This window comes from Salinigranum rubrum (assembly GCF_002906575.1).
In the GTDB taxonomy this organism is placed as follows: Archaea; Halobacteriota; Halobacteria; order Halobacteriales; family Haloferacaceae; genus Salinigranum; species Salinigranum rubrum.
Genome location: NZ_CP026309.1, coordinates 3611708 through 3636945 on the forward strand (window position 1 = coordinate 3611708; position 25238 = coordinate 3636945).

General features: G+C 68.5%; 26 protein-coding genes and 2 pseudogenes. 16 read left to right on the forward strand and 12 right to left on the reverse strand.

All coding sequences use genetic code 11. The features are described from left to right. Positions 1-8: 8 nt before the first annotated feature. The 3 genes and pseudogenes from C2R22_RS17720 to C2R22_RS17730 form a co-directional block, all read right to left on the reverse strand. On the reverse strand, positions 9-815 hold the full coding sequence (locus C2R22_RS17720) for an enoyl-CoA hydratase-related protein (RefSeq protein ID WP_103426939.1): 807 nt from the start codon (positions 813-815) through the stop codon (positions 9-11). Continuing rightward, a complete protein-coding gene (locus C2R22_RS17725) occupies positions 812-2290 on the reverse strand; it encodes a 3-hydroxy-3-methylglutaryl CoA synthase (RefSeq protein WP_103426940.1) in 1479 nt (492 codons plus the stop codon). The genes C2R22_RS17720 and C2R22_RS17725 overlap by 4 nt, the downstream gene beginning before the upstream one ends. Next, positions 2287-3461: pseudogene (locus C2R22_RS17730) on the reverse strand (thiolase domain-containing protein). Before C2R22_RS17730 ends, C2R22_RS17725 begins: the two are co-directional and overlap by 4 nt. Positions 3462-3860: 399 nt before the next feature. Here C2R22_RS17730 and C2R22_RS17735 point away from each other — a divergent pair. Next, on the forward strand, positions 3861-4586 hold the full coding sequence (locus C2R22_RS17735) for an ABC transporter ATP-binding protein (protein WP_103426941.1): 726 nt from the start codon (positions 3861-3863) through the stop codon (positions 4584-4586). Continuing rightward, positions 4583-5275, forward strand: coding sequence for an ABC transporter ATP-binding protein (locus tag C2R22_RS17740; protein WP_103426942.1), 693 nt, complete (start codon positions 4583-4585; stop codon positions 5273-5275). The genes C2R22_RS17735 and C2R22_RS17740 overlap by 4 nt, the downstream gene beginning before the upstream one ends. Positions 5276-5282: 7 nt before the next feature. On the opposite strand, the gene C2R22_RS17745 is transcribed toward C2R22_RS17740, so the two are convergent. The 4 genes from C2R22_RS17745 to C2R22_RS17760 all read right to left on the reverse strand — a co-directional run bounded on the left by C2R22_RS17745 (position 5283) and on the right by C2R22_RS17760 (position 9214). Continuing rightward, complete coding sequence (locus C2R22_RS17745) at positions 5283-5735, reverse strand: pyridoxamine 5'-phosphate oxidase family protein (protein WP_103426943.1); 453 nt, start codon at positions 5733-5735, stop codon at positions 5283-5285. Positions 5736-5815: 80 nt separating this feature from the next. After that, complete coding sequence (locus tag C2R22_RS17750) at positions 5816-6853, reverse strand: branched-chain amino acid ABC transporter permease (protein WP_103426944.1); 1038 nt, start codon at positions 6851-6853, stop codon at positions 5816-5818. Continuing rightward, a complete protein-coding gene (locus tag C2R22_RS17755; protein WP_103426945.1) occupies positions 6850-7710 on the reverse strand; it encodes a branched-chain amino acid ABC transporter permease in 861 nt (286 codons plus the stop codon). Before C2R22_RS17755 ends, C2R22_RS17750 begins: the two co-directional genes overlap by 4 nt. Before the next feature lie 163 nt (positions 7711-7873). Next, positions 7874-9214, reverse strand: coding sequence for an ABC transporter substrate-binding protein (locus C2R22_RS17760; protein ID WP_103426946.1), 1341 nt, complete (start codon positions 9212-9214; stop codon positions 7874-7876). A 185-nt stretch (positions 9215-9399) separates the two neighbouring features. Between C2R22_RS17760 and C2R22_RS17765 the strand changes: the two genes are divergently transcribed. From C2R22_RS17765 to C2R22_RS17780, 4 genes are all read left to right on the forward strand, one after another. After that, on the forward strand, positions 9400-10293 hold the full coding sequence (locus C2R22_RS17765; RefSeq protein WP_245902808.1) for a CoA transferase subunit A: 894 nt from the start codon (positions 9400-9402) through the stop codon (positions 10291-10293). Then, positions 10283-11083 carry a CoA-transferase subunit beta gene (locus C2R22_RS17770; protein WP_103426947.1) on the forward strand — a complete coding sequence of 267 codons (801 nt, stop codon included), beginning with the start codon at positions 10283-10285 and terminating at the stop codon, positions 11081-11083. The genes C2R22_RS17765 and C2R22_RS17770 overlap by 11 nt, the downstream gene beginning before the upstream one ends. Before the next feature lie 129 nt (positions 11084-11212). Further along, positions 11213-12862, forward strand: a complete 1650-nt coding sequence (locus tag C2R22_RS17775; RefSeq protein ID WP_103426948.1) for an acyl-CoA synthetase — start codon at positions 11213-11215, stop codon at positions 12860-12862. Positions 12863-12943: 81 nt separating this feature from the next. Beyond that, the gene (locus tag C2R22_RS17780; protein ID WP_103426949.1) at positions 12944-13384 is read left to right on the forward strand and encodes a MaoC family dehydratase; all 441 of its coding nucleotides are present in this window, start codon (positions 12944-12946) and stop codon (positions 13382-13384) included. Between the two features lie 7 nt (positions 13385-13391). On the opposite strand, the gene C2R22_RS17785 is transcribed toward C2R22_RS17780, so the two are convergent. Then, positions 13392-14168: an enoyl-CoA hydratase/isomerase family protein gene (locus C2R22_RS17785; RefSeq protein ID WP_103426950.1), complete on the reverse strand. Its 777-nt coding sequence runs from the start codon at positions 14166-14168 to the stop codon at positions 13392-13394. Between the two features lie 206 nt (positions 14169-14374). Here C2R22_RS17785 and C2R22_RS17790 point away from each other — a divergent pair, with 206 nt between their 5' ends. The 4 genes from C2R22_RS17790 to C2R22_RS17805 are packed head-to-tail and all read left to right on the forward strand — an operon-like array spanning position 14375 to position 18772. Next, positions 14375-14914, forward strand: a complete 540-nt coding sequence (locus C2R22_RS17790; RefSeq protein WP_103426951.1) for a hypothetical protein — start codon at positions 14375-14377, stop codon at positions 14912-14914. Continuing rightward, positions 14911-16431: a UbiD family decarboxylase gene (locus tag C2R22_RS17795; protein WP_103426952.1), complete on the forward strand. Its 1521-nt coding sequence runs from the start codon at positions 14911-14913 to the stop codon at positions 16429-16431. The genes C2R22_RS17790 and C2R22_RS17795 overlap by 4 nt, the downstream gene beginning before the upstream one ends. Beyond that, entirely contained in the window at positions 16428-17831 is a 1404-nt protein-coding gene (locus C2R22_RS17800; protein ID WP_103426953.1) for a UbiD family decarboxylase, read from the forward strand. Before C2R22_RS17795 ends, C2R22_RS17800 begins: the two co-directional genes overlap by 4 nt. Then, a complete protein-coding gene (locus C2R22_RS17805; RefSeq protein ID WP_245902809.1) occupies positions 17828-18772 on the forward strand; it encodes an MBL fold metallo-hydrolase in 945 nt (314 codons plus the stop codon). The genes C2R22_RS17800 and C2R22_RS17805 overlap by 4 nt, the downstream gene beginning before the upstream one ends. A gap of 349 nt (positions 18773-19121) precedes the next feature. On the opposite strand, the gene C2R22_RS17810 is transcribed toward C2R22_RS17805, so the two are convergent. Both C2R22_RS17810 and C2R22_RS17815 read right to left on the reverse strand, forming a co-directional pair. Then, complete coding sequence (locus tag C2R22_RS17810) at positions 19122-19406, reverse strand: 2Fe-2S iron-sulfur cluster-binding protein (RefSeq protein ID WP_103426955.1); 285 nt, start codon at positions 19404-19406, stop codon at positions 19122-19124. After that, the gene (locus C2R22_RS17815) at positions 19406-19888 is read right to left on the reverse strand and encodes a GNAT family N-acetyltransferase (RefSeq protein ID WP_103426956.1); all 483 of its coding nucleotides are present in this window, start codon (positions 19886-19888) and stop codon (positions 19406-19408) included. The genes C2R22_RS17810 and C2R22_RS17815 overlap by 1 nt, the downstream gene beginning before the upstream one ends. 112 nt (positions 19889-20000) lie before the next feature. On the opposite strand from C2R22_RS17815, the gene C2R22_RS17820 reads away from it, so the two are divergent. The 6 genes from C2R22_RS17820 to C2R22_RS17845 all read left to right on the forward strand — a co-directional run bounded on the left by C2R22_RS17820 (position 20001) and on the right by C2R22_RS17845 (position 23436). Then, complete coding sequence (locus tag C2R22_RS17820) at positions 20001-20924, forward strand: Phenylacetic acid catabolic protein (protein ID WP_103426957.1); 924 nt, start codon at positions 20001-20003, stop codon at positions 20922-20924. After that, positions 20921-21301: a metal-sulfur cluster assembly factor gene (locus C2R22_RS17825; protein WP_103426958.1), complete on the forward strand. Its 381-nt coding sequence runs from the start codon at positions 20921-20923 to the stop codon at positions 21299-21301. The genes C2R22_RS17820 and C2R22_RS17825 overlap by 4 nt, the downstream gene beginning before the upstream one ends. After that, the gene (locus tag C2R22_RS17830) at positions 21298-21507 is read left to right on the forward strand and encodes a phenylacetic acid degradation PaaB family protein (RefSeq protein ID WP_103426959.1); all 210 of its coding nucleotides are present in this window, start codon (positions 21298-21300) and stop codon (positions 21505-21507) included. Before C2R22_RS17825 ends, C2R22_RS17830 begins: the two co-directional genes overlap by 4 nt. After that, the gene (locus C2R22_RS17835) at positions 21504-22277 is read left to right on the forward strand and encodes a Phenylacetic acid catabolic protein (protein ID WP_103426960.1); all 774 of its coding nucleotides are present in this window, start codon (positions 21504-21506) and stop codon (positions 22275-22277) included. Before C2R22_RS17830 ends, C2R22_RS17835 begins: the two co-directional genes overlap by 4 nt. 25 nt (positions 22278-22302) lie before the next feature. Beyond that, positions 22303-22482, forward strand: coding sequence for a PaaD-like zinc ribbon domain-containing protein (locus C2R22_RS17840; RefSeq protein ID WP_103426961.1), 180 nt, complete (start codon positions 22303-22305; stop codon positions 22480-22482). Positions 22483-22605: 123 nt separating this feature from the next. After that, positions 22606-23436, forward strand: a complete 831-nt coding sequence (locus C2R22_RS17845) for an enoyl-CoA hydratase/isomerase family protein (RefSeq protein WP_103426962.1) — start codon at positions 22606-22608, stop codon at positions 23434-23436. A 110-nt stretch (positions 23437-23546) separates the two neighbouring features. On the opposite strand, the gene C2R22_RS17850 is transcribed toward C2R22_RS17845, so the two are convergent. Continuing rightward, positions 23547-24356, reverse strand: coding sequence for an acyl-CoA dehydrogenase family protein (locus tag C2R22_RS17850; protein ID WP_245902810.1), 810 nt, complete (start codon positions 24354-24356; stop codon positions 23547-23549). Positions 24357-24401: 45 nt separating this feature from the next. Further along, positions 24402-24700, reverse strand: a pseudogene (locus C2R22_RS27560) (acyl-CoA dehydrogenase family protein); the annotation flags it as partial. Positions 24701-25238 lie beyond the last annotated feature (538 nt).

The following is a 25238-nucleotide window of genomic DNA, read 5'->3' on the forward strand; positions in this document are numbered from 1 at the left end:
CGCGCGAGTCAGGCCCAGTCGGGGTCGCGCCGGTCGAAGAACGCGTCGATGCCCTCCGCGAAGCGGTCGGTCCCGCTCGCCGCGACGACGGCCTCGCGTTCGAGCGCGAGGTGTTCGTCCAGACTCGTCTCCAGGGCGCTGTCGACGAGCGCCTTCGTCTCGCCGACCAGGGAGGGAGGATGGCGGGTGAACCGCTCGACGAACCCTGCGACCTGGTCGTCGAACGCCGCGGGCGACCCGTCGTAGACGGCCGAGACGAGGCCGAAGTCACGGGCTTCCTCCGCGGACAGCGGGTCGGGCGAGAACAGCACCTCCCGGGCGCGGTACGGCCCGAGGAGTCGCGCGAGGAAGAACGGCGTCGCGTTGTCGGGGGTCAGTCCGATGCGCGCGTAGGCCGCGTCGAACGTCGCCTCCTCGTGGGCGACGACGAGGTCGCAGGCGAGCGCGAAACCGAACCCGCCGCCGGCCGCGACACCGGTGACCGCGGCGACGACGAGCGCGGGAACGGCGCGGATGGCGGTGACGAGTTCGTTCGACGCCGAGACGATGTCGTCGACGACCTCCGAACGCGACTCGGGCGGTTGCTCGCGGAGATGCCGGAGGTCCGCGCCGACGGCGAATCCCCCCTCCCCACGGAGGACGACGACCCGCGCGCGCTCGGCAGCGACCGCGACACCCTCGCGCATCGCATCCACGACGGGGGCGGTGAAGCTGTTCATCGACTCGTCGCCCGGTTCGAGCACCACCCACGCGACGCGGTCCGTCCGGTACTCGACGCGGACGCGGTCGTGCAGGCGGTCGGTTCGGGTCGTCACCGACCCGTCTCCGTCGACTCCGCCGGCACGAACTTCGCCCCGTAGCGCGACACGCCCTCCTGCGTGTAGATTCGGCGGACGGTCGTCCGGACGGCGTCACCGACCGCGACGTCACCCGGGTCGCAGTCGGTCACCTGGGCGGGGACGACGACCGACCCCCCGCCCGAGCGCGCGGCGAGTCGAACCAGTACCGCGCCGTACGCGCCCTCGCGCCGCTGGAGGTCGACGAACTCCGGCGGCGCGCCGCCGTGGCCGATGACCGTCCGCGCCTCGACGGTTCCCTCGCGTTCGAGCGGGACTCGTTCGAACTCGACGCGCTCGTGACAGGCGTCGCAGGCACCCTCGCCGGGGAACGAGAGCGCGTCACACGCGGGGCACCGACCGGCCGTGTGTAGGTATCGGCCGTCGAGCGTGCGCCGCCAGTTCGGGAGCGAGACGTTCGCCCCGCCGCCGGCGACGTCGCCGTCGCCGAGGCGTCCGCGCTTGCGGAGCGACTCGACGTAGCTCACCCCCTCGTTCTCGCTCTCGTCCGCATCGCCGTCGACTGTCACCGCCTCGTCGCTGTCGAGACTCCCCTCGAAGGCGACGGCGACAGCGCTCGATCCGCTCCCGAAGAACGCGGCGAGCGTCACTCCGTCGGCCGGCGTCGACTCATCCACGGATTCGAGAGCGGCGGCAAGGCCGATGGGAACGGTCGCCGCGCCGGCGTCGCCGATGCGGTCGACGACGAGGCCCGCGGCGACGGCGGAAGTCGGAATCCCCTCGCCCGCAACGCGGTACGGGAGCGACCCGTTCGGCTGGTGGACGGCAGCGCCGCCGACGTCGTCGGGGTCGACGTCGAGACCGGCGACGGCCCGGCGGACGGTCTCTCGAACGACTCCCCGCTCGTAGCTCGTGATGTCGAGCGACGTGGTCTCTCCGCCGGGTTCGCGGAGGCGCAGCCCCGGTGCCTCGTCCGTCGCCGCCGCGCGGCCGACGACGGTGACGGGCGCGTCCTCGCCGACGACGAACGCGGCCGCGCCGGCACCCATCGCGTGGTCGGTGCCCCCGAGGTCACCCGTCGGCGCGTCGGCGACGACAGCCAGCGCGGGGCCGGTCGCCGAGAGCGCCGTCTCCAGCGCGTCCGCGCCGGCGGCCGTACTCTGCCCGTGGTGGAATCCGCGAACCGTCTCGGAGAGTCCCAGCGCCCGTCCCAGCCGAGGGGTGAGTCCCTCCTCGGCGAGCGGCGGGGTCGTCGTCGCGAACGCCACCGTCGTCACATCGGTGGGGTCGAGCGACGCGTTGTCGAGAGCGCGCCGCGCGGCGGCGACGCCCATCGTCAGCGCGTCTTCGTCGCCCGCGGGGACCGCAGCGGTGTCGATGCCCTTCCCCGCGAACGTGCCCCAGGCCTCCCGGACGGCCTCGCTCGTGACGCGGGCCCGCGGGACGTACACGCCCGCGGCGACGATTCCTCTCCTGCCCTCACCAGCGGTCACGACCCCACCTCCGCGGCCCGCTCGAACACGTGGACCGTGACGCCGCCTCCGGACCCGCCGACGTTGTGCGTGAGACCGTACTGCGGGTCGTCGGTCTGGACCGCCGCCTTCCCGCGGAACTGCTTGAACGCCTCGACGACCTGTCCCGTCCCCGTCGCGCCGATGGGGTGACCCTTCGACTTGAGGCCGCCGCTGGTGTTCACCGGCAGGTCGCCGTCGGGGTCGGTGCGGCCCTCCCGGAGGAGTTCACCGGCGCCACCGGGGTCGCAGAAGCCGAGATCCTCGTACGCGAGCAGTTCCGCGATGGCGAAGCAGTCGTGGACCTCCGCGAAGTCGAGGTCGGTCGGGGAGACCCCGGCCTCCTCGTAGGCGCGCTCGGCGGCGGTTCGCGTCGCCGGAATCGAGGTCAGCGAGGGGCGCTGAAAGAGGCCGACGCGACCGCTGGCCGCGCCGACGCCCGCGATTTTGATGGGTTCGTCCGAGAGCTTTCGAGCCAGGTCCTCGCTCGCGACGAGGACGGCGCTCGCGCCGTCGGTCGTCGGACAGCAGTGGTAGAGGTTCAGCGGGTCCGCGACCGAGGGCGCGTTCATCGCGTCCTCCAGCGTGCACTCGAAGCCGAGGTGGGCGTCGGGGTTCTGCGCGCCGTTCGAGTGGTTCTTCACGGCGACGCGCGAGAGGTCCTCCGTCGTCGTGCCGTACTCGGCCATGTGCGCGCTCGCCATCTGTGCGTACACGCCGGCGAAGGTCGTTCCCGAGAGACGCTCCCACTCGGTCTCCCCGGAGACGCCGAGCCACCACTTCGTGTGGTCGCCGCTCGTGTCGGTCATCACCTCGTACCCCCGGCGAGGACGAGGTCGGCCATCCCTGCCCGCACCGCGGCGACGGCGTTCCGGAGCGCGTAGCCGCTGGAAGCGCAGGCGTTCTCGACGCGGGTCGTCGGAATCCCGTGGAGCCCCAGGTGTTCGGTGACGGCGGGGCCGCTGAGGCCGATCTGTCGGCCGCCGACGCCGAGCGTTCCGACGAACGCCTCGGTTATCTCGCTGGGGTCGACGTCGCCGTCGACGCTCCCCAGACAGCGGTCGAACGCGGTGTCGAAGAGGGACCGGTACGTCTCGTCCGGGAACGACCCGAACGGCGACTGCCCGGCCCCGATGAGGTACGCATCGCCCATCGTGTCTCTCCCGTCGCGGTCGGTGTAGAAAAGCGTGTGGACCGGGAGCAGTAGTCGGAGAGGGGACAGTGGAGAAGTCGAACACGCCTCGAAAGCCCCCGCTCTCTCGGCTCCCGGGACTCGCTGCGCGCGCTCGCTTCGCTCGCGTGCGTGTCTCGTCCGGGTTCGCCGAGAGACCGGCCCCTTTCAGTCCCACCCGTCCCGGTTCGTTCGGCTACGTCGACTTGGGCTGAACGGTCCCGTCGAGGTGGTTCGGAACGGGAGGAACAGGAACGGTTCGGCCGAACGGTGTCGAGCCACCGTAGGACGCGCGGACGCGTCAGTCGGGAGACACCAGCCGGTTCCGGCACGGGTCGGCGTCGAGAAAGCGTTATAGTGCTGGCGGGGACTGTGAGTATCATGTTATCAGTGACCGACCTCCGCAAGGAGTTCGGGGGGCTGGTCGCGGTCGACGACGTCAGCTTCGACATCGGTGACGGGGAGATCGTCGGCCTCATCGGCCCCAACGGCGCCGGCAAGACGACGCTGTTCAACACCATCACGAGCGTCCACGAACCCGAACCGGGTGCGCGAATCGAGTTCGACGGAACCGACGTCGTCGGCCTCGACACCCACCTCATCGCCCGGCGCGGACTCGTCCGCACGTTTCAGATCGTCCGCGTGTTCGACGAGATGACCGTCCTGGAGAACGCGGCGGCCGGCGCGATGTTCGGCTCCGACGCCTCGCCCTCGACCGAGGAGGCCAGAGAGCGCGGTCGGGAGGCGCTCGAATTCATCGGTCTCGACGACAAGGCCGACACCCTCGCCAGCAACCTCCCCATCGCCCAGAAGAAGCAACTCGAACTCGCGCGGGCGCTCGCCTCGGAGCCGCGACTGCTCCTCCTCGACGAGATCGCGAGCGGACTCACGCCGGGCGAAATCGCGGGGCTCACGGACACGATCCGTCGACTTCGTGACGAACGCGGCGTGAGCGTCTTCTGGATCGAACACATCATGGACGCCATCATGGGCGTCGCCGACCGCATCATCGTCCTGAACTCCGGCAAGAAAATCGCGGAGGGCACCCCCGAGCAGATCCGCGCGAACGAGACGGTCATCGAGGCGTACCTGGGGGACGAAGCGTGATCGAAGTCGACGAAATCGACGTCTCGTACGGGAACATTCAGGTGCTGTGGGACCTCTCGTTCCACATCTCCGAAGAGGACAGCGTCGTCGCCATCGTCGGGCCCAACGGCGCGGGGAAGTCGACGCTCCTCAGAGTGATGTCCGGCCTCCACCCCGTCGACGACGGGCGCGTCACCGCCTGGGGGGAGGACGTGGCCGGGATGGACCCCTCCGAGGTCGTCAGACAGGGGTTCGTCCACGTCTCCGAGGAGCGCAACCTCTTCGGCGACATGACCGTCCGCGAGAACCTCGAAATGGGAGCGTACACGAAGCGCGCCGAACTCCGCGAGACGATGCGAGAGGTGTTCGAACTCTTCCCCATCCTCGAAGAGCGCCAAGAGCAGCGGGCAGGCTCGATGAGCGGCGGCCAACAGCAGATGCTCGCCATCGGCCGGGGACTGATGGCTCGCCCGAAGATCCTCGCGCTCGACGAACCGTCGGAGGGCCTCGCCCCCCAGATCACGACCCGGGTGTTCGAGAAGATAGAGGAGATCAGCGACGAGGTGACCGTCCTCCTCGTCGAACAGCACGTCCACAAGGCGCTCGGACTGGCCGAGCGCGCCTACCTCTTGGAGAACGGCGAGATGGTCACCGAGGACACCGGTGCGGCGCTCCTCGAATCCGAGCACATCAAGCAAGCGTATCTCTAACTCGCGGTCAGCCCGAACGTCGGCCCGACACCTCCTCCATCGCAAGCGCGACCCGCTCGACGGCCGTAATCGGCTCCGTGGGCGGGAAGAGACTGGGGAACCACGCGTTGTCGTCCATCACCGACTCGGCGTGGTCGCGCTCGTCCTCCGGAACCGGTTCGAGCGGGCCGCGGACGACGACGCTTCGCCACTCGAACCGCGACGCCACCGAAAAACAGCACAGCGCGGCCGACGTCGTCGTCTCGGCGAACCGGAGCTTCTCGCTGTCGTCGCCGAACCGGACGAGCGAGAGGTAACACCGCTCCCGCTCGGCGTCGTAGCCGAACGAGACGGGGACGGCGTACGACCGGCCGCCGTCCGAGAGCGCGAGCGCGCCGAACCCCTGCTCGCTGAGGAAGTCGTCTATCGCCTCGTCGGTCATCCGGGTGCCGCGGGCCTCTGCCAGGTCGTCACTGGACATGAACGGGAGTTCGACGGCGACGAGGATAGAACGGGGGCACGGTTCCCAGCCCGCGAGAACGGCGCGAGGTGGAGGAGCGGCTACCGCCCGCCGTCGGTCGTCGGTCCGCCGCCCCCGCCCTCGCGTCCCTCGTCCATCAGGCCGAAGTCGACGAGCGTCTCGCGCGCCGAGCGGACGACGCCCCGGCGGAAGTACAAGAAGAGGACGATGAGGAGCGCGCCGAAGATGGCGGTCCGCCACGACTGGAGGTTCTGTGCGGAGGAGAGGAACTCCTCGATGGCGACGACGATGGTCGCGCCGACGACCGGGCCGAGCGTGGTGCGGAGGCCGCCGACGACGAGGACGATGAGGACGATGACGTCGACGGCGAGGAACGTGAAGCTCCCGGGGAGGATGTACGCGGACTCCCGGGCGAAAAACGCCCCGATGAGGCCGATGAGGAACGCGCCGATGAAGCCCGCGATGGTCTTGTACCGGACGACGTCGATGCCGATGGACTCGGCGGCGATTTCGTCCTCGCGGATGGCGTCGAACGCCACGCCGTACTTCGAGTGGACGAGGCGGAGGTAGAGAAACAGCGTCAGGACGAGGAGGAGCACGACGAGGTAGTAGAGGACGAGTTTCTCCCCGACGCCGACCGCGCTGGCGACGACTTCGAGCGAGAAGTACTCGTACGGGAAGCCGGTCGAGCCGCGCGTGATGTCGCGCGCGCCGACGAACACCTCGGTGAAGACGAGTTGGAGGTTCAGCGTGAGGATGGAGATGAGCACGACGGTGAAGTTCCGCTTGGCGGCGACCCAGCTGACGGCGAGGCCGACGAGGCCGCAGAGGACGGCCGCCGGCAGGAGCGTGAGCCACGCGGAAACGCCGAGCGCGTCGGCCGTCAGGCCCGTCGCGTACGCGCCGAGGCCGGCGAGGCCGCCGACGAACAGGAAGAGCTGGTCGGTGTGGCCGAAGACGATGTTGAGCGCCACCGCCAGGAGGGCGATGAGGACAAGATGCGCGAGCACGCTCTCGTAGTAGCTGCTCCCGAGCACCGGGAGCGGCGCGAGGGCGAACACCGCGGCGACGAGGAGGACGTTCCGCGCCTCGACGCCGAAGGAGGGACGGTCGCTCATGAGATCGCCTCCGGGCGGACGAGGAGCACGACGATTGCGGCGGTGAAGAGGATGATCGTGGCGATGTACGAGCCGACGAAGAAGTTGGCGAACTGGTTGACGAGGCCGAGGAGGACGCCGGCGGTGATGGCGCCGACGAGGCTCCGGACGCCGCCGACGATGGAGATGATGAGCGCGAACGTGGTGAACTGGAAGCCGCTGGCGACCGACACCGCGGAGCCGACGGCGAAGACGAGGCCGCCGAGGCCCGCGACGGCCGCCGAGAGGACGAAGATGAGCGTGCGTATCTTGCGGGGGTTCACCCCCACCAGGCGGGCCCCGCGCTCGTCTTGAAACACGGTCCGGGTGGCCTTCCCGAGGAACGTGCCCCGGAGGAAGGCGAACAGGGCGCCGAGGACCACCACGCCGATGGTGATGACGGCGAGCGAACTGCCGGTGAGGACCGCGCCGCCGAGCGAGACGGTGCCGACGTCGAGCGGGAGCGTGTACCGGGAGGGGAAGAAGTTGATGAGGACGCCGTCGAGCAACACCGTGAGTCCGAGCGTGGTGAAGATGCCGAGGAGGATGCGTTCCTCCCCTTCCGAGCGGTAGACGAGCGAGAGGAGCGTCCGGTCGACCACGAGTCCGAAGGCCGTGACGGCGACGAGCGCGACGACGGCCGCGACGACGAGCCCCTGTCCCGCGTTGACGACCACGGTGGCGACGAGGACGGTGAGGACGGCGAACGCGCCGATTGCGAGGTTGAGCACCTCGCCGAGGCCGAAGACGAGCGTGATGCCGACGCCGAGCAGGGCGAGGAACACCCCGAACGCGAGGCCGTCGACCGCGACACCCAGCAGTGTGCTGACCGTTACCATGAGTTGCTCATACCAGATGCGGTGAGTGACGTATACCTTTCGGAACTCCCAACGGTCGACCGTGAGGTAAGCGACCGTCGAGGCAGTGTGACGGCTGGCGGCGACAGGGGGCGTACCGACCGGGGTTCGTCTCCCCGGCGGGGCTGTTTCGTCCCGGGTCAGCTCACATGTCGGGAGCGAGCGCGGGGAGCGCGTCGGTGCGGAACTGCTCTTCGAAGCCGAAATCCCCGTCCGGGTAGTACGACGGCGCCTCCGGCGTAAGCTGGCTGTAAATCTGCACCTGGTTCGCCAGTTCGCCGTTCTCGGAGTACTGGATGGGGTTGGCGAACAGCGTGTCGAACTCGATGTTCCGGGTGGCGTCGGCGATGGCGGTCGGGTCGGCCGAGCCCGCGTCCTCGATGGCCGCCGCGATCAGTTTCCCGGTGACGTAGCCGTACGCGGTGTGGGTGTCGAACTGCGCGCTCCGCTCCTCGCCGAACCGCTGAGCGACCTCGGCGAACTCGTCGGAGTAGACGTCGGTGTTGTGGACGTGCGTGAACCCGCCCTCGAACGCGAGGTCGCCGAGCGCGCCGGCGATGACGCCCGGCGGGAAGCTCGGACCGGTGATTACCTCGGGGCTGTAGCCGAGTTCGTTTAGCTGGGTCGCGATGGAGAGCGACCCCGGCGGGTGGCCGGTCGCGATCATCATCTCGAGGTCCTGTGGGAACTGCCGGATGAACGACCGGAAGTCGCTCGCGCTGACCGGTGCGGCGCGGATGTCGACGTCGACGCCGAAGTGCTCCTGGATGCCGCTCTCGACCGAGCGCCCCCACGCGTAGTCGCCGATGATGGCGCCGACGCGCGTGTAGCCGGCGTCCTCGACGAACGCCGCCTGCGCCTGCATCGTCGTCGCGGCCGGGAGCAGGCCGACCCGGAACGTGTATGTCGTCTCCGGAGTGATGGCCTCGTTCGACCCGGACATGTGGAGGAAGAGCGGGACCTCCAGGTCCTGTGCCGTGCGTGCGGTCCGGATACCGACGTCAGAGGAGACGGGGCCGGTCACCGCCACGGCGCTCTCCTGTTCGACGAACCGGCGGAAGCTGGAATCGGCCGCCGCGGCGTCGCTCCCGGTGTCCGTTTCGACGACCGTCAGTTCGCGCCCCATGACGCCGCCGTCGGCGTTGATCTCCTCGACGGCGAAGGAGAGCCCGGCCTTGTGTGCGTTGCCCCACGGGGTGAACGGCCCCGAGAGCGGCTGGAGCGCGCCGATGACGAGGGGGTCACCCGACCCCCCGTCGCCGCCGCTGCTGGTGCTCTCGCCCCCGTCGCCGCCACCGTTGCTGTCGCTACCGCCGTTACCATCGCCACTACCACCACCGTCGCTGCCGCCACCGCTCTCGGTTTCGCCGCCGCCACCGCTACTTTCTCCACCGTTCCCCGAGCACCCCGCCAGGAGCCCGAGGCCGGCGACGCCACCGGTCGCTTTCAGAAACTCGCGTCTCTCGAAGTACGCCCTGTCCTTCATGAGTGTCACTATTATTCCGGGGATTTATATCTTTGCAGGCTGGCTTCGTGGCACACGCTGGCACGTGTCCGGGGGTCGAATCGAGAGTCGGGGCGGGGCCGGCCGCGGGCGTCGTGGGCGACGACGGTCGGGCGTCCGCTGCCGACGGGCGTGGATTTATGAGGACTGCCCGCGGCCTCTGAGCCATGCCGGCAGACAAGACGACCAGCATGGCCGAGGCCATCGGCCGGATCGACCGGGGGAGCACCGTCGCCGCCGGACTGGCGCTCGAACACGCCATCCCCTCCGCCGCCGGGCACGAACTCATCAGACAGGGGGTCGAGGACCTGACGCTCGTCGGCCCCATCAGCGACGTCCTCTTCGACCAGTTCGTGGCCGCGGACCTCGTCTCGCAGGTACGCGCCGCGTGGGTCGGGAACGTCAGCGCCGGCAGCGGCTACAACTACCGCCGGGCGGTCGAAGGCGGGGAGATAGACGTCGAGAACCACTCGAACTTCTCCATCGCGCTCTCGCTCCACGCGGCGGAACTGGGCGTGCCGTACCTCCCGACGCGCTCGTTGCTCGGGAGCGACATCGCCGCGGAGCCGCACTTGCGCGTCACCGAGGACCCCTTCGAGGGCGAGCGGGTCGTCCAGGTTCCCGCAATCGCCCCGGACTGGACGTTCGTGCACGTCCAGCGCGCCTCGCCCGCGGGAGACGCCCACCTCTGGGGGAACACCGGCGTCACGTACGAGGGCGTCCGGGCGGCCGACCGCGTCGTCGTCACCGCCGAAGAGGTCGTCGACGAGTCGGTCATCACGAGCGACCCGAGTCGGACCCGCATCACCCGCGAGCAGGTCGACGCCGTCGTCGAGGTTCCCTTCGGCGCACATCCCTCCCCGCTCGCCGGGCGGTACCACCGCGACAACGACTTCTACCTCGAATACGCCGAGTCGACCCGCGACCCCGACGACGCGGCCGCGTGGCTCGACGAGTGGGTGTACGGCGTCGACGACCGCGCCGCGTACATGGAAAAGATCGACCGCGACCTCTCGGTCGAGGAACCGACCGTCGCCGCGGAGGTGACCTATGGCCAGTGAGGGTGTGGGTGGGGACCACGAGTACACGGCGCGGGAACTGATGGTGAGCGCGGCCGCCCGCGAAATCTCCGATGGAGACGTGGCGTTCGTCGGGATGCGGTTGCCGCTCATCGCCTTCCAGGTCGCGGTCAGCACGCACGCGCCGAACGCGACGTCGGTGTTCGAGAGCGGCGTCGTCCGCGGCGACGCCGCGGAGGGCTTCATCCACACGATGTGTGACCTCCCGAACCTGAACCGCGCGGTGTCGACGACGAGGATGCTCGACGTGATGGGCCGGCTCGCCCGCGGCGACATCGACGTCGGCTTCCTCGGTGGCGCGGAGATAGACCGATACGGGAACCTCAACACAACGCGCGTCCACGCGGGCGACCGGGAGATTCGACTTCCCGGAAGCGGTGGCGCCTGCGACATCGCCTGCATGGCCGACCGGACGGTCGTCCTGATGGCGCACGAGCCCCGCCGCTTCGTCGAGCGCGTCGAATACGTCACCAGTCCCGGTCACGGCGACGGTGGCGACTGGCGCGAGCGCGAGGGCCTCCCGGGTGGGGGTCCGAGCGCACTGGTCACGACGAAAGCGTCGTTCGGCTTCGAGGACGGCGAACTGTACGTGAAGAGCTGTCATCCCGGCGTGAGCCTCGACGAGGTGCGCGAGGACTTCCCGTGGGACCTCCGAGCGAAGTCGGACCTCACGGGCGACGCGGGCGGAGCGGTCGAGACCACGCCCGAACCCACCGCGGAGGAACTCGACCTCATCCGGACGTTCGACCCCGACGGCTTCTGGACGCGCTGAGCGCCCCCGTCTCCCCACTCCGAGACCGCCTCCGTCGCGTCCGCCGGTTCGGAGGAGGCGGTTCCGCGTATCTATCCCGAACGACTAGTAGGAACTACTATATTCCCCGCCGAAACACTCTCCCCTGTCATGCAGCCACAGGTTCCGGAGGGGAAGCTCCCGGACGCGGAGTCGATGCCGGACTTGCTCTTCACGCTCCCGGAGACGCACTACCCGAAACGAATCAACGCCGCCACCGAACTGGTCGACCGGCACGTCGAGGAGGGCCGCGGTGACGACGTCGCCATCTACTTCGAGGACGAGGAGATCACCTACGCGGACCTGCAGTCACGGGTAAACCGGTTCGGGAACGCGCTGTCGGAGATTGGCGTCGAGGCGGGGAGCCGCGTCGTGGTCCGGTTCCCCAACAGACCGGAGGCCGTCGTCGCGTGTCTGGCCGTCCAGAAACTCGGCGGGGTCGCGCTCCCGTCGATGAAGCTCCTGCGGGCCAAGGAGTTGGAGTACATCTTCAACGACGCGGGCGCGACCCACTGCGTCGTCTACGACGGCCTGCTCGACGAGGTGGAGGGCGCGATGCCGAACCTCGACACGCTGGAGGAGGTAATCGTCGTCGACCGCGGCGCGGGCGTCGACCACGCGTACCACGACTACGACGCGCTGCTCGAATCGGGGGGTTCGACCCTGGACGCGTACGACACCGAACGCACGGACCTCGCGCTGATGCTGTACACCAGCGGGACGACCGGCCGGCCGAAGGGGGCGATTCACACGCACCGACAGCTCCTCGCGTCGGCTGACAGCTACGCCCGCTACTGTCTCGAACCGACGCGAGAGGACGTCTTCGGGGGGAACCCGCCGCTCCCGTTCGCGTACGGCTACGGTGACCTCGTGACCTTCCCCCTTCGGTTCGGCGCGTCGACGAGCCTCGTCGAGAACGCCACGCCCGGCGACCTGCTCGAAGCGGTCGAGGCCCACGGCATCACCGTCCTCTGCTCGATTCCGACGGCGTTCAACCAGATGCTCGCGAAACACCCCGACGCCCCCGACGAGCACGACCTCTCCTCGCTCAGAGCCGGGATGAGCGCGGGTGAGCCCCTCGCCCCCAGCACGTACGACGCCGTCGAGGACGCGTACGGCATCAAACTCCTCGACGGCATCGGCACGACCGAGATGCTGCACATCTTCGTCAGCCACCGCCACACCGACGAGGTCGACCCGTCGGCGACGGGGTTTCCGGTCCCGGGGTACGAGTGTCGGGTCGTCGACCCCGACACCCGCGAGGAGGTCGACAGGGGGGAAGCGGGGCTGCTCGCCGTCCGCGGCCCGACGGGCATCACCTACTGGGGTCGCCCCGACAAGCAGGCGGAGTCGGTCGTCGACGGCTGGAGCTACCCCGGCGACATCTTCGTCCACCGCGAGGACGGGAGGCTGGAGTACAAGTCCCGCGCGGACGACCTCATCATCTCCTCGGGGTACAACATCCCCGGCCCCGAGGTGGAGAACGTCGTCCAGGAACTCGACAGCGTCTCCGAGGTTGCCGTCGTCGGCACCCCCGACGAGGAGCGCGGCCAGGTGGTCAAGGCGTTCGTCGTCCTCGCCGAGGGCGTCGAGGAGAGCGACGACCTGATCGACGAGATACAGACGCACGTCAAGAACACCCTCGCCCCGTACAAGTACCCGCGGGCGGTCGAGTTCGTCGCGGAACTCCCGCGGACCGAAACGGGGAAGATACAGCGCGTGAAGCTCCGCGAGCGCGAACGCGAGCAGTACGAGGACTGAAACGACGCCGTCGACCGACGCGCTGCCGAGCGGGGGACACGAGCGTTTATCATCCCCGAGGGAATCGGTTCGTCCGAGACGATGCGTCACTACGAGGACATCGCGGTCGGCGAACGGGTCGAACTGGGCAGCTACACGGTGACGAAAGCGGAGATACGGGAGTTCGCGGAGCAGTACGACCCCCAGCCGATTCACGTCGACGAGGCGGCGGCCAGGGAGTCGGTGTACGGCGGCCTCATCGCGAGCGGGTGGCACACGGCCGCGGTCTGCATGCGTCTCCTCAGCGAGGGGTTTCTCAACGAGACGGCGAGCATGGGGTCGCCCGGCCTCGACGAACTCCGGTGGCTCGCCCCGGTCCGTCCGGGCGACACGCTCTCGGCGTCGGTCGAGATACTCGACACGCGTCCCTCCGAGAGCAGGGAGGACCGCGGCTACGTGAAGAACCGCCTCGTGGGGCGAAACCAGGAGGGCGACGACGTCATCTCCTGGGAGGCGACGAACATCATCGGCCGGCGGCCCTGAGTCCGGTCTACTCCCCCGAGAAGTCGGGGTCGCGCTTCTCGCGGAACGCCGCCAGTCCCTCCCGGTGGTCGGCCGTTTCGAGGAGCGTGCTCTGTGCGAGCGACTCCAGCAGCCCGGCGGTCGCGCGGTCGGCGTCGCGCGAGGCGTTCACGACGCGCTTTGCGAGGCCGAGCGCCTGCGGCGGCTGGTCGAGGAGGTCGCGGGCGTAGTCGGCTGCCGCCGCGTTCGGGTCGTCCGCCAGACGCTCGACCACGCCGAGGTCGTGCGCGGTCGCCCCGTCGAACAGTTCGCCGGTGAAGACGAGGTCTTTCGCCTTTCCCGGGCCGACGAGGTCGACGAACCGCGAGCAGCCACCGAGGCCGGGGATGAGGCCGATGTTGTGCTCGGGGAAGCCGAACGTCGCGTCGGGCGACGCGATTCGAACGTCACAGGCGAGCGCGAGTTCGAGGCCGCCGCCGACGCAGGTGCCCTCGACGGCCGCGACGACCGGTTTCTCCAGTTCTTCGAGGCCGTCGAACACCCGACCGAGGACGCGGGAGTTCCGTCGGAACTCCTGGGTCGTCCACTCCAGCGCCGTCTCGAACAGGGAGATGTCCGCACCGACGGAGAAGACGTCCGGTTCGCCCTCGAAGACGACGACCCGTACGTCGGGTTCGCGGAGGCGGTCGAGCAGTTCGGCGAGTTCTCCCCGCGCGGACTGGTCGATGGCGTTGACCGGCGGGTTCCGGAGGTGGACCGTCGCGATACCCTCGTCGAGCGAGAGGTCGAGCGTCTCGTAGGCCATGCGGTGACCTCCCCCGCGTCGGTGATGAATGTACCGTCGCCCCCGGGACTCGCTCGCGTCGAGTCGTAAACGAAACGCGTTGTCTGACCTGTAAACGAGCTGGTATTCAGCTGGGAGAAGGAGCCACGCGCCGGTTTCGAGCGGATTCCCGTGCGAACGTTTATTATAGACCAGCGGCCATAGACGGTCGACCCAGGCCAAGACCAATGTGTGCCGCCTACACCACCTCCGAGGAGTATCTCCCCGCCGACACAGACGGCGAGGTCACGCTGCAGGTGACCGACACGGAGTCGCGCGAGATCTTTCAGACCAGAGCGCGCGTCGCTCGCACCCCCGACGACCTCACCTCGCCGGCCCCGCTGACGGTCGTCAAGGGACCCCACGAGAACATCGAAGAGCAGTGGTACATCGAGATCATCGAGAGCGAGAGCGAGGACGAGGACGCAGACGAGGACGGAGGCGACGGAGCCGCCGGTGAGGCGGTCGACGCAGACCTCCTCAGGCGGTGTATCGTGGAGGCCAGAGAGGAGTCGGACCTGCTGAACGCGCGCTCGGAGGAGTTGCGAGCCATCGTCACGTACCTCGTCCGGACCGGGGAGTTCGACTCGACGTCGGACGCGGTGCGGTCGCTGCTGTCGGCGCGGCTGAACGCGGCGTATCCGGACCTCGTCGACCGGTACGTCGACGAGCGCACCGAACTCGAACGCGAGGCCGTCGCGTCGTCGCTCCGCGGGGACGACCGATGACGGACGCGGAGACGTCACCGAGCCTGCGGGCGTTCCTCGACCGACTCGACGGGGAGGGGGAACTCGTTCGAGTCGAACAGCGGGTGTCGTGGAACCTCGAAGCCAGCGCGATATCGATGCGGGCGGCCGAGACCGACGCCGCGGTTCCGCTGTTCGAGTCCGTCGCCGACACCGGCGTCCCGGGCGCGAGGCTCGTCGGCGACCCGTACCGCGGCTCACAGCGCCGGCCGTGGGACCGCGTCGCGCGGGCGCTCGGGCTGCCGCCCGACCTCGACAGCGCGACGTTCTACGACGCCGTCATCGACCGGCTCAAACGACCCCTGGACCCGATCACCACCGACCCCGCGGACGCGCCGTGTAAGGAAGTCGTGCGTACCGGCAACGACGTCGACCTGCTCTCGTTCCCGTGGCCGTACATCCACGCCCGCGACGGCGGTCGGTACTCGAATCTCCACACGCTCGTCGCGCCGGACCCCGACTCGTCGTGGGTCGACTGGTCCGCTCACCGAACGATGCTCCACGACTCCCGCCAGGCGAGCGTGCTCCTACTGGCCGGTGAGCAGACCCCGAACCTCTACTACTACAAGTACGAGCGGCGCGAGGAGCCGATGCCGGTCGCCATCGTCGTCGGCGCCGAACCGGCCGTCCAGTGCACCTCGGTGATGTGGATTCCGACCGGGAGCGACGAGGCGCGGTTCGCCGGGGGGCTGAAGGGGTCGCCGATAGAACTGGTCCCGTGTGAGACGAACGACCTGCTCGTCCCCGCCAGCGCCGAGTTGGTGATCGAGGGCCGCGTCCTCCCCGGCAAGCGCCTCGACGAGGGACCGTTCGGCGACTACTTCGGGTACATCCACGGCCCCCGGCGGTCGGTACCGGCGCTCGAAGTCGACGCCGTCACCCACCGACGGAACCCTATCGTCCCGTTCTGCGTGGAGGGCATCGGCGTCGGCCACACGGAGAACACGACGAGTTCGATGGAGGTCAGCTGCGTCGGTCCCGACGCGACGCTCGGGCTCTGGGCGGCGGGGTTCGACGTCGTTCGCTGTGTCCCCTGGCGTTTCACGCCGCGAACGGTGTACGTCGTGGCTGTCGACACCACCGAACCGGGGGCGCTGCACGAACTGGCGAACTTCATCTTCACCACGTGGGGGATGCTCCACATCGACTTCTTCGTGTTCGTCGACGCGGACGTCGACCCGCTCGACACGCGCGCCGTGCTCGAAGCCATCGCCCGCCACGCCGACCCCGACGCGGACTTCCACCAGTTCGGGACGGAGACGATGCCCAAGGTCCCGCTGAACATCTATCAAACACCCGACGAGAAGGGCGACGTACAGACCGGCACATCGAAAGCGAAGACTGCGAAGGCGTACATCGACGCGACGCGAGACGGGAGCGAGGCGAGTGTTCAGAACGAACTGACACGAGAGGCACGGGAGCGCGCGCAGTCGGTGCTCGCAGCGGCCGGCCTTCCGGAGGAACGGCTCACGCTCGTCGATAGTGAGGAGAGCCGATGACGGCTCCCGACCTCCGGACCACCGTCGAGCGGCTCGAAGCCGACGGCGACCTGCTCCGCATCGACGACCGATTGGGCGTCGAGGAGCCGTTCGCCGTCGCGGGCGAGGCCGCGCGCGTGAGCGGGCCGGCGCTCTGCTTCACCGACGTGCCGGGGACCGGTCGGCTGGTGAGCGGAGTCCGGGGCGGTCCCGACCAGACCGTCGAGCGGTCGCGACTCCCCTGGCGTCGGTGTGCGACGGCGCTCGGCCTCGACGCCGACGCGTCGTACGGGTCGCTGCTGCGCGTCGTGCGAAAGGCGGGAACGACGCCGTCGGCCGTCGAGGAGACGTCGCTCCGCGCCGAGCGAACGGCGCGGGACGTGACTGCGCTCGCGCTCCCCGTGTCGACGCCGACGTCCCCGTCGCTGGTGACGGACGGCATCGTGTCGACGAGCGTCGACGGGCGGACGCGGTGGGCGCCCGTCCGCGGCGTCGTCGAGGGGCGGACCGCGCTCCGACTCAGCGTTCCCGAGCGGTTCGCCGACGCCGCGGGCGACTCACCCGTCGCCCTCGCGCTCGGCGTTCCGACGGCGGCGACGCTGGCGACACATCTCCGAGCGACCGGGGCGCGTCCCTGGCGCGACCGGGAGGCCCCAGCTATCGCGGCCGCGCTGGGTGCGTCGAACGTCGCCGCCGTCGACGGCGGTCAGGTACCGGCGGACGCGGAGGTCGTCGTCGAGGGGGCGGCCACGCGTGAGGAGTCACCGCCGCCCGACGAACCGGCCCGGTGGGAGTGTACGGTACCGACGGCGACCCTCTCGGTGTCGGCCACCCGAGTCTCGACGCGTCCGGACCCGCTGCTCCCCTGCGTCCCGCTCGGCGCACCGCTCGCCGACGACGTCCACGTCACGAGCGTCGTCGAGTCGGTCCAGCTGTCGAGTCGGGTGAACGGCTACTGGGGCGTCTCGCCCGTCGAGTGGGTCTGGCTCCCGGTCGAGGCGGGACTCGGCCTCTGTCTCGTCGCGAGCGAACTCCTGTACGCGGGCTTCGAGTGGCAACTGGCGAACACCCTGTTCTCCTTCTCGTCGTCGTTCGACAAGATCGTCATCCTCGACGCCGACAGTTCCGTCGAGAACCTCGCCCGCGCGCTGGACGACATGTGGGTGAAAGCCCACCCCTCTCACGACTGGCACTTCAGCGACCCGGCGGCACCGGCCGCGACGGCACCGCACTACCGAGGGGACGGGGAGACGGGGTCGCGGTTGTACGTCAACGCCGCGTGGGACCCACAGTGGGACGAGGAGTACATCGCCCCCCGGGTCGCCTTCGAGACGATGTACCCCCAAGAAATTCAAGAGGGCGTCCGCGAACGATGGGAGTCGTTCGGGTTCGAGACGGTCGAGTCGGGAGGCGGGGAGTGACGCGCGTCGTCGGAATCACCGTCGGAACGGGGAGTCCGGAGGGCGCGAACAGCGCGTACCTCCTCCCCGAGCGCGGCGTCGTCGTCGACCCCGGCCCGCCGGGCGACGAGGCCTGGAGCGCGCTCGGGGAGGGAATCCGGGCGGCGGGATGCGAACTCGACGCGGTCGACCACGTCGTGGTGACACACTGGCACGCCGACCACACCGGCCTCGCGCCGCGGCTCGCACGCGCCGCCGACGCGACGATTCACATGCACGCACGCGACGCGCCGTTACTCGCGTCGTACGAGCAGGCGCGTGCCGAGCGGTTGGAGCGCGACGCGGCGGCGCTGCGGCGGTGGGGCGTCCCCGAGGCGACCGTCGAGGCCGTCATCGAGGGGGACACGCCGTCGCCGTTCCCGGCCGAGACGGCGGTCGAGAGCCACGTCGACGGGGACGAGGTCGCCGGGGGGCGACTGCTCCACACGCCGGGGCACACGGCGGGACACGCCGCCCTCGCGTTCGACGGACACCTGTTCGTCGGCGACTGTCTCCTCCCGACTTACACCCCGAACGTCGGCGGGAGCGACACCCGCCTCGCGAACCCGTTAGGGGCGTATTTAGCGTCGGTGACGCGGCTCGAACGCCGAATCGAAGAGTGCGAATTCCACCCGGGGCACGGGGAGACGCTCGCCCTCCCGGACCGGATCGACCGGATCAGAGCGCACCACGAGGAGCGGACGCGGCGCGTCTCCGAACGGGTCGCGACCCGGGAGCGAGCGACCCCCTGGGACGTCGCCAGCGACCTGTTCGGCGAACTCAGGGGACTACACGTGAAGTTCGGTGCCGGCGAGGCCGCAGCGCACCTCGCGTACCTGCGCGAAGAGGGGTACGTGGCCGAAGCGGACGGCGAAGTGGCGGTGTACGAACACCGACGACCGTACGAGGCGTCCGGGGAGTGAGCGGTCCCGTCCGACGGACCGAGGCCGAACCGACTCTCCCCGGTCGGGTCGTAAACGAAACTGTAAACAACGCTCCGAACGCGACGTCGAGCGAACGAATGGTCGAAAAGCGGTCGCTCGATGTGTGGGTTCAGCTAGCATACGACGTGCCCGTTACATTGTTAGATTTGTTCGAGTTTATCGGTCGCCGCAGACGCGGCCGTTCGGACAGTATACAATTTTGTAAACAGGCTTGTGGACGCCGCGTGTCGACGGGGACGCTCGGTGGCTCCGGCGGCCGTGAGAACTGACGTACGGTCGGGGAAGAAATCACAAGAGTGCGAACGGAGTGCGAGCGAACGGCGGGGGGTCACGGCCCCGAGTTGGACTCGAGTTCGAGGTTCGAGAGGGCGCGCGCGACGCAGGTGAGGACGTACCCCTCCTGCTTCTCGCTGTCGGAGAGGAACATCCCCTCGGTCTGGTCGACCTCGCCGTCGCCGACCTTCAGGGCGCTACAGACGCCACAGACGCCCATTCGGCACTGGTACGGGAGGTCCATGCCGGCGTCTTCGGCCGCTTCGAGGATGGGCGTGTCGGCCGGCACCTCGATCGTTCGGTCCTCGTCGACGAACGTGACCTCGTAGCGTTCGGTCATCACTCGACCTTGCGCTCGAAGACGTGCTCGACGGGCTCGAACCCCATCCGGCGGTACGCCGACTCCGCGCGTTCGTCGCCGTCGAGCACGTCGACCCGGCAGAAGTCGACGTCGCGGTCGGAGGCGGCGAACCACTCGATTGCGGCCTCGACGAGATCGTCGCCGATGCCCCGCTCGCGGTAGTCGCCGACGACGAAGTGGCCGTTGATGTAGCCGTGGTCCGACAGCCGGAAGATGGGGTGGTCGCCGGTCAGACGCGCTTCGAGCACCCCGACGAGTTCGCCCTCGTGCTCGGCGACGATGACGGTTCCGTACTTCGAGTCGACGAGTTGGTTCTCGAAGTACGAGAGCCACCGTTCGTCGGCCGACTCGCGGTGGTGGTACCGCTCGTCGAACTGCGAGAGGACGTCGGTGAACTGGTGCCACAGCTCCAGGAGTCGCTCGCCGTCGTCGAGAGTCGCGTGACGGATGGTTACGTCCATGTGACGGGGCACGCTCCGGGGTCAAAAAGGTGTGTCGGCTGGAGAGGGAACGAGGTGAACCCGTACCTATGCAAACAATTAATAAGATTCGCCCGAACCATGAAAGTAGACGATGACCAGCGAAGAGCGACTCAAGCAACAGCTACAGGACGGGAAGATGATCGAAGACGAGTCCGAGATGACGGAGGGGTACAAGAAGGCCCTGACGCAGACGCTCCTCGTCTCGGGCGACACCGAACTGATGAGCGCGCCGGCGTACTACGAGCCGTCGATGAACGCGCCGAGCGTCAACGCCCGGGCGTCGTGTGTGAGCGTCATCCAGGACGAACTCGGCCACGGCCACATCGCCTACCGACTCCTTGAGGACCTCGGCTACGACCGCGAGGAACTCATCTACGGCCGCGAGCCCCACGAGTTCCGCAACACGTACGGCTTCGACCAACCGCTGGAGAACTTCGCCGAACTCGTCACCGGTCACGGCATGTGGGACCGTGCGGGTATCGTCCTCCTGAGCGACATCCACGAGAACACGTCGTACGCGCCGTGGAAGCGCGCGCTCACGAAAGTCGGGAAGGAAGAGCAGTTCCACCTGCGCCACGGCGAGACGTGGATGCGCCGACTCGCCAACAAGAACGAGAAGACAAAGCAGCGGGTCCAGGAGGCCGTCGACTGGATGTTCCCCATCGCCATCGAGTGGTTCGGGCTGCCCGACGACAAGAAGAAACACGACGACCAACTCGCCTACCGGATCAAGGCGATGTCGAACGACGAACTCCGCCAGGAGTGGATGAGCACGGCCGTCCCCCTGTGTGAGGAACTCGGCCTCGACGTGCCGGCGCACTACGACGAGGAGGCGGAGGAGTACGTCCTCGAGTACGACATGCCGGTCGCGTTCGAAGCCGAGACCAAGACGTGGCACTTCGACGACCCCATCTCCTGGGACGACGTCATCGACCGCTGGCGCTCGCGCGGTCCCGCCAACGAGAAGTACGTGAACATGCTGCAGTCGGGGCGACTGGACCCCGTGTCCGCATGAGCGCGGTCGAAACCCCGGAGTTCGGCGTCCCGTTCGGACCCGGCGAGGACGCGACCGAGTTCGAGGCGGAGATATGGGCGAACCTCGACGAGATTCCGGACCCCCACATCCCGGTGAGCCTCGTCGAGATGGCGATGGTCTACGACGTCCACCTCGACCGGGGACCCGACGGGGTCGACGTGCGGGTGGAGATGACGTTCCCCTGCATGGGCTGTCCGGCGTACGACATGATCATCGACGACGTCCGGGCGTGCCTGCGGACGATGCGTGACGTCAGGGACGTCGAGGTCGACGTCGTCTGGGACCCCATCTGGGAGAAGTCGATGCTGACGCCCGAGGTCCGCGAGAAGATGCGCGAGTCGGGGATCGCACTATGAAGTACGAGGTGTTCGCGCGCATCAAGGCCGGCGACGACCTCATCAACGTCGGGACCGTCGACGCGCCGAGCGACCGACTGGCGAAGGTGTACGCGTACCGGACGTACGACGAGGAGGACTGGGACCGACTCGCGGTCGTCCGCCGGGAGGACCTGCTCGACGCGACCGACGTGGGCCAGATGCCCGACTCGCCGGGGGCACCATGAGCGACGGTTGGCCCCCCGAGGCGGTCGACTACGTGCAGTCCGTCGCGGACACGAAACTCCTGCTCTCACACCGCTACGCGCAGTGGATGCTGTCGAGCCCGGTGCTGGAGGACGACATCGCCGGGGCGAGCGCCGCCCAGGACGAACTCGGGCACGTCCGCCAGTTGTTCCGCCTGCTCGGCCAGCAGGGACAAGAGGACGACTGGCTGGAGGGCGACCGCTCCCCCGCGGAGTTCGCCAACGCCGCCCCGCTCGACGAGAACCCCGAGACGTGGGTCGAGTTCGTCGTGACGCTCGGGCTGGTCGAGCGGGCCGCGTGGTATCTCATCGACGCCATCGTCCACGAGGACTTCGACGGCCTCGGGACCCGCATCGGCCAGGACGAGTTCTTCCACCTGGAGTTCCTCGACGGGCGGCTGGAGACGCTGGCGGACGAGCGCGCCGCCGACGTCGAAGCGGCGATGGCGGCGGCGCTTCCCGGCGTCCTCGCCTTCGTCGGCCCCGCCGAGTACGACGAGGGGACCGACCCGCTCGTCGCGGCCGGGTTCACCGACCGGTCCGCGTCGGTGCTCCGGTCGTCGTTCCGCGCGAAGTACGACGAACTGCTCGCAGGGACCGCCGTTTCTCTCGACGACCTCGACGTGGACTGGGACGCCCCCGCGGTCGAGTCGTGGGACGCGCGTCGCCGCCGTGTCGGCGAGGGGTCGGTGAGCGAGGAAGACGTGACCTCGCTCAGCGGCGTTCGGAACGCCGAGTTCGCCATGGACTGACGACGACATGACACCGACGACACCAATGCCACCAACCAAAACCGAAGACCTCACCCCCGAGTGCCCGTACTGCGGGTCGACCGAGACCGAACTCCACTCGGCGTTCGGCTCCGAGATCTCGAAGAGCCAGTACTACTGTCGGGGCTGTCGGACCGTGTTCGAGCGGATCAAGTACGACGGGAACGTCCCCGACACGGGTCGCTAACCGGACGATTTCCCCGCCCGATTCCGGACCCGCCCAAACGCCGGATACCGGCAGGTACAGGCCTCGAATAGCGTTTTTACGGTCGGTAATTATTTATATATCCCTTACGTCGGGCCGAGTGCAATGGACACCTTCGACGACCTCGACTTAGAGAACTTCGAGACCGAACGCGACGGCCACGTGGGCATCGTCCGCCTCGACAAACCGCCGGCGAACGCCCACGACGTGGACATGGTGTTGCAGTTCCAGACGATGGTCGAGACCATCCGGTTCGACGAGACCATCCGCGCCGCCGTGTTGAGTTCGACGAGTGACAAGTTCTTCTCGTCGGGCTACGACATCCAGGCGCTCCAGGACGAGAGCGCCGAGCACATCGGCTACGCGAGCCAGACGAGCAAGGAGTCCATCCTCAAGATGCGGTCGACGGACACCATCTTCGTCGCCGCCATCGACGGCCACTGCATGGGCGGCGGCCTCGAGTTCGCGCTCGCGACCGACCTCCGGTACGCCGGCGACGACGACAGCTACAACCTCGGCGTCCCCGAGGTGAAACTCGGCCTCATCCCCGGCGAGGCCGGGACACAGCTCCTGCCCCGCTACGTCGGCCGCTCGAAGGCGCTGAAGATGATGCTCACGGACGAGCGGCTCACCCCGAGCGAGGCCGCCGACGCGGGCATCGTCGACGAACTCGTCGAACCCGGCACCGCCGAGGAGGAGGCAGTCGCGTTCGCCAAGGAGGTTTCGAACCTCCCGAACAAGGCGGTCGGTCACATCAAGCTCGCCGTCAACGAGGGGATGGAGATGTCGCTGTACGACGCGCTCACTCACGAGCGCGAACTCCAGAACCAGCTGTTCGACACGCCCGGCGCCGAGGAGGGTATCGCCGCCTTCTTGGAGAAGCGCGACCCCGACTTCGTGAAGGCCGAACTCGGCGAGGACGCGGTCGACGAGTGAAGTGAAGTGAACTGACGCGTTTCGGCGTTCGATTCTCCTCCGGTTTCGTTTTCACACCCGTCGTCCGTCGGCCCGGTCGGACGAGCGGGCACCGACAGCCCGAGAGCGGGTCAGAGGTCCAGCGTCTCGCGGGCGACGGTCGTTCGCTGGATTTCGGAGGTCCCCCCGATGAGGCTCAGTATCTTCGCGTCGCGGAAGTAGCGTTCGAGCGGTTCGTCCGTCCGGTAGCCCTTCCCGCCGTAGACCTGGATGGCGTTACGCGTGACGAACTCCGCGGCCTCGCTCCCGGCGAGTTTCGCGGCGCTCGACGCGCGGGTTTCCGACGCGTCCTCGGCGATGCGGTTCGCCGACGAGTAGACCAGATGCCGCGCGCTCTCCAACTGGGAGTACATGTCGGCGACGATGACCTGCACGGCCTGGTACTCGCCGATGGCGCTCCCGCCCTGCTCGCGGGCGGAGGCGTAGTCGACCGCCAAGTCGAACGCGCCGCGGGCGAGGCCGGTTCCGATGGCACCCAGGCCCGTCCGGGCCATGTCGATAGTGCCCATGGCGATGCGGAAGCCCTGACCCACCTCGCCGAGGAGCGCGTCGGCCGGGACGGAGACGTCGTCGAGGGTCGAATCGCCGGTGACGTGCCCGCGCATGCCCATGTACTCGATACGCTCGAAGTCGAAACCGGGCGCCTCGTCGACGCTCGGCACGAGGAAGACGCTGACGCCGTGAGAGTCCTCCGGTTGGGGGCGTCGGCGGGCGACGACCAGATGAACGTCCGCGACGCCGGCGTTCGTCCCGAACGCCTTCTCCCCCGAGAGCCGGTAGCCGTCGTCGGTCGCCTCCGCGACGGTCGATAGCTGCGACGGCGAACTCCCCGCGTCCGGTTCCGTGAGGAGCATCGCGCCGACCGCCTCGCCGCTCGCCATCCGGTCGAGGTAGCGCTCGCGCTGGGCGTCCGTGCCGAACCGCGCGATGGGGAGGGCGGCGAAGGTGTGACCCTGAATCGACTCGGCGACCGCCCCGCTCTCCCGGGCGATTCGCTCGACAGCCAGGCAGTAGCCGAGGAAGTCCGAGGAGAGGGAGCCGTACTCGGGGGTAAGAGGAGGCCGAGCAGGCCCATCTCCCCCGCCGCTTCCATCACGTCGCGGGGGAACTCGTCGGTCGCTTCGATTTCGTCGGCCCGCGGGCGGACGACGTCGGTCGCGAACTCGTCCGCGCGCGCTCGAATCTCACGGTGCTCGTCGCTGAGGGCGGCCTCGATGAGGTCCATCGTCACACACCTCGCCCGGTCGAACCTTAAACGTGAGCAACGCCACCTCGGACCGCAGCCCGTGGCGCGTGAAGGTGGTCGACCGAGACGAACGACTGCCACAGAACGCGAGAGACCAGAAGTAAATTTTCGATAGTATACTTCGAATTCATACACTTGTTTTTCGATGTTTTGTCGGTCGTTATTCCGGACGCGACTCGTCTCGTGGCGAATTATCGGGTTATAACCCTCAATTCGACCATCTCCTGCCGATTGAGCAAACCGAAGGCACCGACGAACGGGTCGAGCGCCTCGCCGAACCCAGGAAATCGACAGGTCGGGCTAGCGAACCCGTTTTTGGGGTAATTCGGGCGATAAACGCGATAATACGCCGATTTGAGAGAGTGGTTCGATACGAAACGAGCGGCTGTTCGGTCGACAGCCGTTTCTAAATTTTCTGGTACGAATCAGAAAATGATTGTCTTTGAATAGTTCTCGACGAGTCGGAAACGCACCACTGACACGCGGCACTGCGCTCGTCGGTGTCGAAAAAAAGGAC

Excerpts from the sequence above, each read along its gene's own strand:
- C2R22_RS17770 (WP_103426947.1), top strand. The coding sequence starts at position 10,283 with ATGGCCAGTGAGGGTGTGGGTGGGGACCACGAGTACACGGCGCGGGAA.
- C2R22_RS17780 (WP_103426949.1), top strand. The coding sequence starts at position 12,944 with ATGCGTCACTACGAGGACATCGCGGTCGGCGAACGGGTCGAACTGGGC.
- C2R22_RS17765 (WP_245902808.1), top strand. The coding sequence starts at position 9,400 with ATGCCGGCAGACAAGACGACCAGCATGGCCGAGGCCATCGGCCGGATC.
- C2R22_RS17760 (WP_103426946.1), bottom strand. The coding sequence starts at position 9,214 with ATGAAGGACAGGGCGTACTTCGAGAGACGCGAGTTTCTGAAAGCGACC.
- C2R22_RS17840 (WP_103426961.1), top strand. The coding sequence starts at position 22,303 with ATGCCACCAACCAAAACCGAAGACCTCACCCCCGAGTGCCCGTACTGC.
- C2R22_RS17830 (WP_103426959.1), top strand. The coding sequence starts at position 21,298 with ATGAAGTACGAGGTGTTCGCGCGCATCAAGGCCGGCGACGACCTCATC.
- C2R22_RS17775 (WP_103426948.1), top strand. The coding sequence starts at position 11,213 with ATGCAGCCACAGGTTCCGGAGGGGAAGCTCCCGGACGCGGAGTCGATG.
- C2R22_RS17750 (WP_103426944.1), bottom strand. The coding sequence starts at position 6,853 with ATGAGCGACCGTCCCTCCTTCGGCGTCGAGGCGCGGAACGTCCTCCTC.
- C2R22_RS17755 (WP_103426945.1), bottom strand. The coding sequence starts at position 7,710 with ATGGTAACGGTCAGCACACTGCTGGGTGTCGCGGTCGACGGCCTCGCG.
- C2R22_RS17835 (WP_103426960.1), top strand. The coding sequence starts at position 21,504 with ATGAGCGACGGTTGGCCCCCCGAGGCGGTCGACTACGTGCAGTCCGTC.
- C2R22_RS17785 (WP_103426950.1), bottom strand. The coding sequence starts at position 14,168 with ATGGCCTACGAGACGCTCGACCTCTCGCTCGACGAGGGTATCGCGACG.
- C2R22_RS17745 (WP_103426943.1), bottom strand. The coding sequence starts at position 5,735 with ATGTCCAGTGACGACCTGGCAGAGGCCCGCGGCACCCGGATGACCGAC.
- C2R22_RS17735 (WP_103426941.1), top strand. The coding sequence starts at position 3,861 with ATGTTATCAGTGACCGACCTCCGCAAGGAGTTCGGGGGGCTGGTCGCG.
- C2R22_RS17790 (WP_103426951.1), top strand. The coding sequence starts at position 14,375 with ATGTGTGCCGCCTACACCACCTCCGAGGAGTATCTCCCCGCCGACACA.
- C2R22_RS17820 (WP_103426957.1), top strand. The coding sequence starts at position 20,001 with ATGACCAGCGAAGAGCGACTCAAGCAACAGCTACAGGACGGGAAGATG.
- C2R22_RS17850 (WP_245902810.1), bottom strand. The coding sequence starts at position 24,356 with ATGGCGAGCGGCGAGGCGGTCGGCGCGATGCTCCTCACGGAACCGGAC.
- C2R22_RS17795 (WP_103426952.1), top strand. The coding sequence starts at position 14,911 with ATGACGGACGCGGAGACGTCACCGAGCCTGCGGGCGTTCCTCGACCGA.
- C2R22_RS17810 (WP_103426955.1), bottom strand. The coding sequence starts at position 19,406 with ATGACCGAACGCTACGAGGTCACGTTCGTCGACGAGGACCGAACGATC.
- C2R22_RS17815 (WP_103426956.1), bottom strand. The coding sequence starts at position 19,888 with ATGGACGTAACCATCCGTCACGCGACTCTCGACGACGGCGAGCGACTC.
- C2R22_RS17845 (WP_103426962.1), top strand. The coding sequence starts at position 22,606 with ATGGACACCTTCGACGACCTCGACTTAGAGAACTTCGAGACCGAACGC.
- C2R22_RS17825 (WP_103426958.1), top strand. The coding sequence starts at position 20,921 with ATGAGCGCGGTCGAAACCCCGGAGTTCGGCGTCCCGTTCGGACCCGGC.
- C2R22_RS17800 (WP_103426953.1), top strand. The coding sequence starts at position 16,428 with ATGACGGCTCCCGACCTCCGGACCACCGTCGAGCGGCTCGAAGCCGAC.